General features: G+C 70.5%; 9 protein-coding genes. All 9 read left to right on the forward strand.

Going from position 1 to position 11,166, the window contains the following annotated elements; all coding sequences use genetic code 11:
• The first annotated feature begins 11 nt into the window (after positions 1 to 11).
• The 9 genes from ACZ601_RS35510 (at position 12) to ACZ601_RS35550 (ending at position 11,054) form a co-directional block, all read left to right on the forward strand.
• Entirely contained in the window at positions 12 to 2,264 is a 2,253-nt protein-coding gene (locus ACZ601_RS35510; protein ID WP_469545602.1) for a pyridoxal-phosphate dependent enzyme, read from the forward strand.
• A 191-nt stretch (positions 2,265 to 2,455) separates the two neighbouring features.
• Positions 2,456 to 4,681 (forward strand): MMPL family transporter, encoded by a 2,226-nt coding sequence (locus tag ACZ601_RS35515; protein WP_469545605.1) that lies wholly within the window; start codon positions 2,456 to 2,458, stop codon positions 4,679 to 4,681.
• Between the two features lie 222 nt (positions 4,682 to 4,903).
• Complete coding sequence (locus ACZ601_RS35520; protein ID WP_440573017.1) at positions 4,904 to 5,692, forward strand: AfsR/SARP family transcriptional regulator; 789 nt, start codon at positions 4,904 to 4,906, stop codon at positions 5,690 to 5,692.
• 114 nt (positions 5,693 to 5,806) lie between these two features.
• Positions 5,807 to 6,796 (forward strand): LysR family transcriptional regulator, encoded by a 990-nt coding sequence (locus tag ACZ601_RS35525; protein ID WP_469545607.1) that lies wholly within the window; start codon positions 5,807 to 5,809, stop codon positions 6,794 to 6,796.
• Between the two features lie 81 nt (positions 6,797 to 6,877).
• Positions 6,878 to 7,138 carry an acyl carrier protein gene (locus tag ACZ601_RS35530; RefSeq protein ID WP_390089349.1) on the forward strand — a complete coding sequence of 87 codons (261 nt, stop codon included), beginning with the start codon at positions 6,878 to 6,880 and terminating at the stop codon, positions 7,136 to 7,138.
• Positions 7,139 to 7,196: 58 nt separating this feature from the next.
• The gene (locus ACZ601_RS35535) at positions 7,197 to 8,429 is read left to right on the forward strand and encodes a beta-ketoacyl-[acyl-carrier-protein] synthase family protein (protein WP_469545610.1); all 1,233 of its coding nucleotides are present in this window, start codon (positions 7,197 to 7,199) and stop codon (positions 8,427 to 8,429) included.
• On the forward strand, positions 8,429 to 9,544 hold the full coding sequence (locus ACZ601_RS35540) for a beta-ketoacyl synthase N-terminal-like domain-containing protein (RefSeq protein WP_469545613.1): 1,116 nt from the start codon (positions 8,429 to 8,431) through the stop codon (positions 9,542 to 9,544). The genes ACZ601_RS35535 and ACZ601_RS35540 overlap by 1 nt, the downstream gene beginning before the upstream one ends.
• A 2-nt stretch (positions 9,545 to 9,546) precedes the next feature.
• Complete coding sequence (fabG, locus tag ACZ601_RS35545) at positions 9,547 to 10,293, forward strand: 3-oxoacyl-[acyl-carrier-protein] reductase (protein WP_440573013.1); 747 nt, start codon at positions 9,547 to 9,549, stop codon at positions 10,291 to 10,293.
• 53 nt (positions 10,294 to 10,346) lie between these two features.
• A complete protein-coding gene (locus tag ACZ601_RS35550; RefSeq protein ID WP_469545617.1) occupies positions 10,347 to 11,054 on the forward strand; it encodes a DsbA family protein in 708 nt (235 codons plus the stop codon).
• Positions 11,055 to 11,166: the final 112 nt, after the last annotated feature.

Genomic DNA, 11,166 nt, shown 5'->3' on the forward strand with positions numbered 1-11,166 from the left:
AGAGAGCGCACATGCTGAGTCGGAACGTGATCGACGCCATCGGCGACACACCGCTGGTACGCCTGCGGCTGGGAGCCGAACGGGATGTCGCCGTCTACGCGAAGCTGGAGATGAACAACCTGTTCGCGATGAAGGACAGGGTGGCCAAGCAGATCATCACCGAGGCGCGCAGGAGCGGCGTGCTGGCGCCCGGCGCCCCGATCGTGGAGAGCTCCTCCGGCACGATGGCCCTCGGGGTCGCCCTGGTGGGCACCGCGCTCGGCCACCCCGTGCACATCGTCACCGACCCGCGGATCGACCGGACGACGCTGGCGAAGCTGAAGGCGCTGGGCTGCGAGGTGCACGTGGTCACGGCCATGGACTCCCAGGGCTGGCAGGGCGCCCGGCTGACCAGGCTGCGGGAGATCATGGAGCGGCTCCCCGGGACGTTCTGGCCCCAGCAGTACGAGAATCCGCAGAACCCCGCCGCCTACCGGCACCTGGCCGACGAACTCCTCGCTGACCTGGACACCGTGGACGTGGTGGTCGGAGCGGTGGGCAGCGGCGGGTCGCTGTGCGGTACCTCGCGGGTGCTGCGCGAGACCCTGCCGGAGCTGTACGTGGTCGGGGTGGACTGCGTCGGCAGCGTGCTGTTCGGCCAGCCCGACCGGCCCAAACGACTGCAGAGCGGCCTGGGCAACAGCTTGCACCCGAAGAACCTCGACCAGGACCTGCTGGACGAGGTGCACTGGCTCAACGACCACGAGGCGTTCGGCGCGACCCGGGACCTGGCCCGGGAGGAGAAGCTGTTCGCCGGGAACACCTCCGGTTCGGTCTACCGGGTACTGGGCGCCATGGCGGACCGGTCCGCCCCGGGGACGAGCATCGTGGGCATCTTCCCGGACCGGGGGGACCGTTACACGGACACGGTGCACAGCGACGAGCACTGGGCCGAGAAGGAACTGGAGCGGCTGCCGCTCGCCACGGTGCCGCGCCAGGTCCTCGACGGCACCGAGGTGCACAGCTGGTCGTTCCGCCGCAACCGCGCCGACGCTCCGCGCCCGGCGTTCGTCTTCGTGGAGTCCAACACCACCGGAACCGGCATGCTGGCGCTGCGGATCGCGGCGGAGGCCGGGTACGAGGCGGTGCTCGCGACCGGAGACCCCACCCGTTACGCCGGTCTTGAGGAGACCGGCGCCACGGTCGTGGACTGCGCCACCAACGACACCGAGGCGCTGATCCGGGCGGTGACCAAGGCGTTCGAGCCCGGGTGCATCGCCGGGGTCTCCACCACCAGCGAGTTCTATTCCGTGAGCGCCGCCGCGCTGGCCACCGCGGTGGGCCTGCCCGCGGAGAGCGAGGCGGCGATAGCCGGCTGCCGGGACAAGGGGGAGCTGCGCCGCACCCTCGCACGGGCCGGCGTCGGTCAGCCGGCGTTCGAGGTGGTGCGGGACGGGCGGGCCGCCGCCGAGGCGGCGGACCGGATCGGTACGCCCTGTGTGGTCAAGCCGGTCGACGACTCCGGCTCGACACGGGTGCGGCGCTGTGACTCCGCGGAGGAGGCTGCTGCCCTGGCCGAGGAGATCGTGGCGGTGCGGACCAACGGGCGCGGGCAGGCCACGGCGGGCCGGGCACTGGTCGAGGAGTATCTCGACGCCCCGGAGTACAGCGTGGAGATGTTCGGGCTCGACGGCAGCCAGCGGCTGGTCGGCATCACGGAGAAGACCGTGACCGGCGCACCGCACTTCGTGGAGTCCCGGCACATCGTTCCGGCCGATCTGCCGGCCGATGTCGCGCGGCAGGTGGAGCGGACCGTGCTGGACGCGCTGACCGCCACCGGGCTGGGCCGCGGCCCGAGCCACACCGAGGTCAAGGTCACCGCGTCCGGCGGTGCGGTGGTCGAGATCAACCCGAGGCTCGCGGGTGGCCTGATCCCCGAGCTCTACCGCCTCGCCACCGGGGTGGACCTGCTCACGGCCCAGGTGCGCTACGCCAGCGGGGGCGTCCCGGCGCTCCCCGAGGGCTTCGAACGGTACGCGGGCATCCAGTTCCTGCTGCCCGGAGAGGCCGGGGTGCTGGAACGCGTCGACGGACTGGAGGAGGCCCGCGCCGTCGCGGGGGTCGAACGGGTGACGGTCGCCGCCGTCGGCAGCCGGGTCGCCCCGCCGACGGACGCCTACGGGCGCGCCGGACACATCGTCGCGGTCGGGGAGAGCCGGGCAGCGGTCGTCGAGGCCCTGGACCGGGCCGCCGCACTGATCAGATTCGAGCTGCGCGGCCGCTGAGGGCACTGGCAGAGGCCCCCGCCCCGGATCGATGAGGGCGGGGGCCCTTGTGCCGAGTGGCCGGATATCACCCAACTCCCCAGCCGGGCAAGGCGTTTCCCTGAACATCCTGATTGACGTCCCGGCTTTCGCATGTAATATATCGCTGACAGGTATAAGCCCAGCGTTACGCAAGTAAGGGGTTGCAACCAGTGAAGAAGCAGTCGGCCACTGTCAAGATCGCAAGCTGGAGTGCGGCTCACCCCTGGCGGGCCATCGTGGGATGGTTCCTCTTCGTTGCGCTGTGCCTGGGCGCCTCTGCCGCCGTCGGCACCAACAGCGCCACCACGGAGGACTACCGGGTCGGCAAGGCCGGGCAGGCCGAGGCGCTGGCCACCGAGGGCGGACTGGAGCGCCGGCCGGTCGAGCAGATCGTCATCGACTCCCCGTCGGGCCCGCTGGACCTGGCGGTGGCCCGGTCGGCCGCCGCCGAGGTGACGACCCGGATGGGGAAGCTGCCGGAGGTCGACCGGGTGGAGAAGCCGGTCGTCTCGAAGAACGGCAAGGTGCTCCTGGTCCAGGTGGTCATGAAGGGCGAGGAGCTCGCCGCCCGCAAGAGCGTCGACCCGCTGGTCGCGCAGACCGCAGAGGTCCAGAAGAGCCACCCGGAGGTGCGGGTGGAGGAGACCGGCGGGCCCTCCATGAGCAAGGGCCTCGACAAGCAGCGCGGTGACGACCTCCTCTTCTCCGAGATGCTGACCCTGCCGGTCACGATCATCACCCTGATGATCGCCTTCGCCTCGGTGATCGCGGCCGGTGTCCCCGTCCTGCTGGCGATGTCCTCGATCGCCGCCGCGATGGGCCTGTCCGCCCTGGCGTCGCACGTCCTCCCGGACGCCGGTGTCGGCAACAACATCATTCTGCTGATCGGTATGGCCGTCGGCGTCGACTACTCGCTCTTCTACCTGAAGCGGGACCGCGAGGAACGGGCCCGTGCGGGCGGCAAACTCGGTTCACAGGCCATCGTCCAACTCGCGGCCGAGACCGCCGGCCGGGCCATCGTGGTCTCCGGCCTCGCGGTGATCGTCTCCACCGCGACCCTCTACCTGGCGGCCGACGTCATCTTCTCGTCGCTGGCGACCGGCACCATCCTCGTGGTCCTCGTGGCCATGGCCAGCTCCCTGACCGTGCTGCCCGCTCTGCTGGCCAAGCTCGGGGCGCGCTCGGAACACCGGGCCGCCCGCCGCGCGGAGAAGGGCAAACCGAACCGCGACCACGGCGGGACCAGCAAGGTGTGGCAGACGGTCCTGCGGCCCGCGACCCAGCACCCGGTGATCACCCTGGTGGTCTCCACGCTGGTCATGCTGGGCCTGGCCGCGCCCGCGCTCGGCCTCAACCTGAGCGTGCTGGGCAAGGACACCTTCTCCCGCGACATCCCGGCGGTGCAGACCTACGACAGGCTGATGTCCGCCTTCCCGGAGAAGCTGGTCCAGCACCAGGTCGTGGTGCGTGCGGACACGGCCCGTGAACCGCAGGTGGCGCAGGCACTGGCGGACCTCCGCAAGCGCGCCCAGGCCGACCCGCTGTTCGCCAAGGACGCGGACGCCCCGGTGCTTACCTCCGACGACGGCCTCATCAGCAGTCTGACGCTGTCCGTGCCGTTCAAGCCCAGCTCCTCCCAGGCGCTGGACTCGCTCGACCACATCCGCGACGACTACCTGCCCGCGACGGTCGGCAAGGTCGCCGGCACCGAGGCCTATGTCACCGGTGACATCGCCCGCGATGTCGACTACCTCGACCACCAGAACTCCAAGCTCCCGCTCATCGTCGGCTTCCTGCTGCTGGTCACGTTCCTGGTGACGGTCGCGGCCTTCCGCTCGGTGGTGATCGGACTGCTCGGCGTCGTGCTGAACCTGCTGTCCGCGGCCGCGGCCTTCGGTCTGCTGGTCGTGGTCTTCCAGGGCAGCTGGGCGCAGGACGCGCTGGACTTCAACGCCACCGGCGCCGTCGGGTCCCGGGTGCCGCTGTTCCTGTTCGTCATCCTCTTCGGACTGTCCATGGACTACCAGGTCTTCGTGGTCAGCCGGATCCGGGAGGCGGCGCTGCGCGGAGTGGACACCCGTACGGCGGTGCTGGAGGGCATCGGCAGTTCCGCCGGGGTGGTGACCAGCGCCGCGGTCGTCATGGTCACCGTCTTCTCCAGCTTCATCTTCCTCAACCTCGTCGAGATGAAGCAGATGGGCTTCAGCCTCGCCGTCGCGGTCCTGCTGGACGCCTTCATCGTCCGCATCATGATCCTGCCCTCGGCCCTGACCCTGCTGGGGAAGGCGAGTTGGTGGCCCTCCCGCAGCATGCACCGGGCCCTGTCGCAGCCCGCCGGCCCTGCCGAGCCGGTCGTGCCCGAACTCCGCCAGACCCAGGAAACCGGGCGGTTCTGAACCACAGTTGCCGGCTTCGGCAGCTCTCCGATCGGCCCTCCACCCCCGGGAGGGCAGCCTGCTGGGCCGCTCGCTACGAGTGGCCCAGCAGGCATTCCGGACGCCGGCCACCGCCCGGCCATACGGGTGCCGGTATGGGAGGAGCGGCCAGATGGTATTTCCCAGCGTTGCCCCGACAGGCCAGGATTTGGAGCCAGGCACGAAAGACGGGGGTAAGAAACGATGGAGATACACATACTCGGTTCACTCACTCTGACTCAGGGGTTCCAGCGCTGGGGAGTCGCTTCGAAGCGGATGAGTGTCGTACTCGCGCTTCTCGCCCTCTCTCCAGGGCAGCCCGTACCGTTCGACCAGCTCGTGGACGAGTTGTGGGGCGACGAACGGATCACCAATTCCAAGAACGCCCTGCAGGCGAACGTCACTCGGCTGCGGAAGCTGCTGGCCTCCATCACGGGAAGGCAGGGCAGCGATGTGATCCGTACCCTCAGCGGCGGCTATGCCCTCGACATCCCCCCGGAGGCGGTGGACGCCCACCGGTTCCGGGTGCTGGCCGACCGAGGCGCGGCGCTCGTCGCGACCGACGCGCCGCGAGCGGTCGCGGTGCTGGAGGAGGGCCTCGGCATGTGGCGTGGCATGGCCCTGCAGGATCTCGCCGAGGGGTTCAGATGCCGGATGGAGGCCGCACAGCTGGACGAGCGCCGGCTCACCGCCTACGAGGACCTCATCACCGCGAAGCTGGCGGTCGGCGTGGAGCGGGTGTCGGTCCCGGAGCTGCGGCACTTGGCAGCCGAACATCCGGGCCGGGAGAGACTCAGCGAGCTGCTGATGCTGGCCCTCTACCGCGAAGGCCGGCAGACCGAGGCGCTGGAGGTCTTCCACGGCACGCGCCGTCGTCTCGCCGATGATCTCGGCCTGGAGCCGGGCCGCTCCTTGCACGAGATCTACCAGGCGATCCTGAAACAGGACGATATCCTCGGGCGCCCGCGGCGCTTCCTGACACAGACTGTCTGACGAACTGGCCCGCCCGCGAATCGAGCCTAGGATCGAAAAGGCGGGGGCCCACCGGGAGAACCGGCGTGCACCTCGCTCTGGATCTGGGTTGCGAGCCGAGGAGCCAAGTCTGCGATGGACGTCGAGTTGCGGCATGCCCGACTGGTGATCGCCATCGCGACCGCCCGGAGCATCTCCAAGGCAGCTGCCCGACTCGACCTTCCGCAACCTGCCCTGTCCAACCAACTCCGGCGCATAGAGCGGCAACTGGGCGGGGAGATCTTCGCCCGTTCGCACCTCGGCGTGGTGCCCACGCCGCTCGGCGAACGGCTGATCCCGATGTTCATCGACCTCGCCCGGTCCGGTGACGCCCTGCTCGCGGAGGCGACCGCGGCGACCACGGACACCCTGCTCATCGGGAACGTCGAGTGGACCCCGCCCGCCCTGCGCGAGGCGATCACGGCTTCGCTGCCCGCCGTCGACGTACGGACCGAGACGGTGGACCCGGCCGATGCCATGGACGCGCTCAGGGAGGGCCGGCTCAACCTGGCCCTGGTGCCCAGGGTGCTGACCGGACCCTTGAACGAGGCCGGACAGGTGTCGCTCAGTACGGCAGTCGTGGTGAACGAGCCGGTATGGCTCGCGCTGCCGCTCGGCCACCGGATATCCGGACCGGAGCCGGTCGACGCCACGCAGGCCAGGTCCCTGAACTGGGTCCGCTACGCGCGGGGCCACTGGTTCCAGGCCATCGAGGAGGAGGCGTTCGCCGCTCTGGCCGGCGACACCTCCGCCTCCGCGCACCGGGTGGGCGGACACCATGAGGCGATGAGCTGGGTCCGGGACGCCGGAATGGCCGCGCTGACCATTCCCACCGGCGCCACCAAGGACGTGAAACTGGTGCCGGTCGCCGACGCCCGCACCTGTGAACTGCTGCTGGCGTGGCGCAGCGAGGCGATCAGCCGGACGGTCCTGCACAGACTGCTGGAGAGCGTGCGCCGTTACTACTGCGTGTACGCGAGCACTATTCCGGGCTACTGGTCATGGATGGCCGATCACCCCGAACAGTTCCGCGAAGTGGAGCATCACCTGCCGCTCAGGTACCGGCAGCGGTCCGTCTCGCGGTAGGGCCCCGCCCGCCAGGGCACGGGTGCGCCCCGTCAGCCGGCAGTCAGCCGGTTGTCAGGCGAATACCCCAGCATCGTGCGCATGACTACTGCAGCCACGAGCGCCGAACGCCGCGCCCAGATCAAAGACATCATCTGCGACATCCTGGAGATCGAGCCCGCGGAGATGACCGACACCAGTCGGTTCAAGGAGGACCACGAAGCCGACTCCATGGGGGCCATCGAAATCCTCTCCTCCCTTGAGCGCGCCTTCGGCGTCGACATCGATCAGAGCGAACTCGCCCGCATGACCAACCTCGACGCCGTGGTCGCCGTCGTCGACGAGGCCGTCGCCGCCAAGTAGCCGCCCGCTGCCCGGCCCGGTCGCATCCCCGGCCGGGCGTGGAGGATTGGAGTACAAGGTGTACGACAACGATCAGCGGCCACGCCAGGTGGTGATCACCGGGCTGGGCCTGGTCACCAGTATCGGGCTCGGAGTCGAGGAGTTCCTGGACGGCCTGCGCGCGGGCCGTAGCGGGGCCAAGCCCATCACGGCCTTCGACACCACAGGGTTCGCGCACTCCCAGGGGTGCGAGGTCACCGACTTCCGGCCCGAGGACTGGATCCGCACCGTGGACCCCGACGAACTCGGCCGGGCCACCCAGTTCGCCGTGGCGGCGGCCGGCATGGCGGTCGCCGACGCCGGCATCAGCGCGCAGGAGCTCCGGTCCCGGCGGGCGCTGGTGTCGGTCGGGACGACCGACGCGGAGTCGCGCGACCTCGACGTGCTGGCCGGCGAGCAGCTCGACCGGGGCCCGGAGCAGCTCACCCGGACAATCGTGCGCAGGGCGCACGCCAGCAGGCTGTCCTCCGGCATCGCCCGGGAACTCGGGCTGGTCGACGTCGAAACGCTGACCATCCCCACCGCCTGTGCGGCCGGCAACTACGCGATCGGCAGCGGGTACGACGCCATCCGCTCGGGTGACGTCGAGGTGGCGCTCTGCGGCGGAGCCGACGCGGTCTGCCGTAAGACCTTCGCGGGCTTCTACCGGCTCGGCACCATCGCGCCGGAGGTGTGCCAGCCCTTCGACCGGGATCGCAAGGGCATCCTCACGGGAGAGGGCGCCGGAATCCTGATGATGGAGAGCCTGGAGTCCGCGCGGGCACGCGGGGCCCGCATCTACGCCGAGGTCCTGGGGTACGGGCTGAACTGCGATGCCCACCACCCCGTCGCACCGGACCGGGACAGTCTCGCCCGGTGCATGACGCTGGCCCACCGCAATGCCGGAATCACCGCCCAGGACGTCGACTTCATCTCGGCGCACGGCACCGGCACCAAGGCGAACGACGTGACGGAGACCGGCGCCATCCGGCAGGTGTTCGACGTGCCGCCCCCCACCGTCTCCATCAAGTCGATGGTCGGCCACAGCATGGGCGCGGCGAGCGCCCTGGGGTCCGCCGCCTGCGCGCTGGCCATCGCCGAGGGGTTCATCCCGCCCACGATCAACCACCGGGAGACCGACCCGGACTGCGGGCTCGACTGCGTCCCCAACGAAGCGCGCAAGGCAGATCTGTCCGTCGTGCAGAACAACGCGCTCGCTTTCGCGGGCAACAACGCCGTGCTCGTTCTGGGACGGCACCGGGAGGCTTCCTGATGTCCGCGCTGGTCTTCTCCACCTGGTCCGCCGTGTCCCCGTTCGGGGTAGGCGCCGACCCGTTCCGTGCGGGGATACGGGCCGGCCGCAGCGCCGTCGCCGCTCTCGACCCGGACGCCTGCCCCGGACCGTTCGAAAAGGGGGCGCTGATACCGGACTTCACCGCGGCCGCGCACCTGGGCAAGAAGGGCACCCGCAGCATGGACCGGGTCACCGCCATCGCGGTGACCGCGGTCGGACAGCTGCTCGCGGACGCGGGCCTGCTGGCGGAAGGGGGAGGGCTGACGGACCGGCCCGAGGAGACCGGGCTGGTGCTGGGCACCGGCTCGGGCAGTGTCCAGAGCATCATGGACTTCACCCGGGACTCGCTCACCGCCGAGCGGCCGTACCACGTCGACCCGGCCCGCTTCCCCAACACGGTGATGAACCGGGCCGCCGGGCAGAGCGCGATCTGGCACCGCATCAAGGGCCCGAACACCACGATCGCGGGCGGTCGCCTGACCGGCCTGACCGCTCTGAGCTACGCCAACCGGCTGCACCGGGGCGGACACTGCGCGCGGATCCTGTGCGGGGCCGCGGAGGAGTACTCCGTGCAGCGGTCCTGGCTCGAATGGCACGGCCGGGACGGGGACGACCGGGAGACCCCGCTCGGTGAGGGCGGCGCGGTCTTCCTGCTGGAGACCGCCGAGGACGCGCGGAGCGCCGGACGACGCGTCCGGGCCCGGCTGCTCACCACCCGCTTCCGCGCCTTCGGTGCTCCGGGCGAGGCCCGGGAGGCACTGGCCGAGTGCGTGCGCGACGCCCTGAAGCAGGTGGGCGGACGGGCCGAGGACATCGAGCTGGTGGCCCCGGTGGAGACCGGCGGGGTGCTCGCCGGCGTCGAGGAGCTGGCGGTCGAGGACGTGCTGGGCCAGGTCCGGCCGCGGTGGCTGGGCAGCCGGGCCCTGCTGGGAGACACCTCGGCGGCGGCGTCGAGCCTCCAGCTCGCCGCGCTGCTGACGGCGATCGAGGACGAAGAGACCACTCCCGGAGCGCTCTCGCTGGTCACGGCGGTCGACCGGGACGGAACAGTCGGGTGTGCGCTGCTGGCCGCCCCCACGGACGAGGAGAACTGATCGTGGAGACAACCGCCCGCAGGGTCGCCCTGGTGACCGGGGGCTCCCGGGGCATCGGGCGGCACGTGGTCACCCGGCTCGCCAGGGACGGCTTCGACGTGGCGTTCTGCTACCGGTCGGAGGAGGACGCGGCTCAGCAGACCGCGCAGGAGGCGCGCAAGGAAGGGGCGGCGGTGTTCACCGCCCGCACCGATGTCGCGGACCCGAAAGCGGTACGGGACTTCGTCCGGGCCACCGAGAAGGAGATCGGCCCGCTGCACGCGGTGGTCTCCTGCGCCGGAATCGTCCGGGACAACCCGCTGGTGATGCTGGCCGACAAGGACTGGGACGCGGTCCTGCGCACCAACCTGGACGGTACGTACCACCTGTGCAAGGCCGCCGTCTTCTCGATGATGAAGCGCCGGGCGGGCAGCGTGGTGACCATGTCGTCCGTCGCGGGGGTCTACGGCAACGCGACCCAGACCAACTACTCGGCCTCCAAGGCCGGGATCATCGGTTTCACCAAGGCGCTCGCCAAGGAGGCCGGCCGCTACGGAGTGCGTGCCAACGCCGTGGCGCCGGGGTTCATCGAGACCGACATGCTCTCCGGGCTCGCGGAGGACCACGTCGGCAAGATGACCGAGCGCATCCCGCTGGGGCGCTTCGGCCGCCCCGAGGAGGTGGCCGACCTGGTGTCCTTCCTGGTCTCCGACCGGGCCGCCTACATCACCGGCCAGGTGCTCGGTGTCGACGGCGGACTCGTCGTCTGAGCGGGGACGGCTCACGTCCCACGGTACCCAGCGATTCGAAGGGGAAGGGCAGCATGCCCAGAAACAAGACGCCTCGGTTCTACTTCTCACTGCGCAGCCCCTACTCGTGGCTCGCCCACCGGGAACTGACCAGCCGCTACCCGGAACTGGTCGAGCGGCTGGAGTGGGTGCCGTTCTTCGAGCCGGACGAGGAGAGCGGCCGCCTGCTCCAGGAGCGCGGCGGCCAGTTCCCGTACTCCGAGATGTCGCGGGCGAAGAACATGTACGTGCTCCAGGACATCGGCCGGATCACCAAGGCGCGCGGCATCACCGTCAACTGGCCGGTGGACAAGGACCCGGTCTGGGAAGTCCCGCACCTGGGATACCTGGTGGCCGCGCGGGAGGGCCTCGGCCAGGACTACATCGCCGCGGTCTACCGGGCCAGGTTCGGCGAGGGCCGGAACATCTGTGATCCGGCGGTCATCGCGGACATCGGCGCCGCACTGGGCCTCGATCCGGAGCAGGTCTCCACGGCGCAGGCCGATCCGCTCCTGCGCGAGCAGGGCGCGGACATCCTGCTGGACGTCTGCAAGGACGGGGTCTTCGGGGTGCCCTTCTTCGTCCGGGGCTTCAACCGCTACTGGGGCCTGGACCGCCTCGACGCCTTCGTGGAACACCTGCGGAGCACAACGCCGGCCGAGGCGTCACCGCCCGCCGCGGTGGCCGGAGCCGTGGGCATCGGCCGCTCCGCCGACGACGGGCACGCGGGCGGCTGCGGCTGATCCGGCCGCCGTCCGGGCGGGCCGTCAGTGCGCTGTCAGCGCGCCCGGACACCATGAGACATGACGCTGCCCCTGCCGCCTCGAACGGCCGGCAAGGGGGGCAGCGGGACGT

The organism is Streptomyces sp. NPDC104307 (assembly GCF_055584045.1).

Excerpts from the sequence above, each read along its gene's own strand:
- ACZ601_RS35510 (WP_469545602.1), top strand. The coding sequence starts at position 12 with ATGCTGAGTCGGAACGTGATCGACGCCATCGGCGACACACCGCTGGTA.
- ACZ601_RS35520 (WP_440573017.1), top strand. The coding sequence starts at position 4,904 with ATGGAGATACACATACTCGGTTCACTCACTCTGACTCAGGGGTTCCAG.
- ACZ601_RS35525 (WP_469545607.1), top strand. The coding sequence starts at position 5,807 with ATGGACGTCGAGTTGCGGCATGCCCGACTGGTGATCGCCATCGCGACC.
- ACZ601_RS35530 (WP_390089349.1), top strand. The coding sequence starts at position 6,878 with ATGACTACTGCAGCCACGAGCGCCGAACGCCGCGCCCAGATCAAAGAC.
- ACZ601_RS35540 (WP_469545613.1), top strand. The coding sequence starts at position 8,429 with ATGTCCGCGCTGGTCTTCTCCACCTGGTCCGCCGTGTCCCCGTTCGGG.
- ACZ601_RS35550 (WP_469545617.1), top strand. The coding sequence starts at position 10,347 with ATGCCCAGAAACAAGACGCCTCGGTTCTACTTCTCACTGCGCAGCCCC.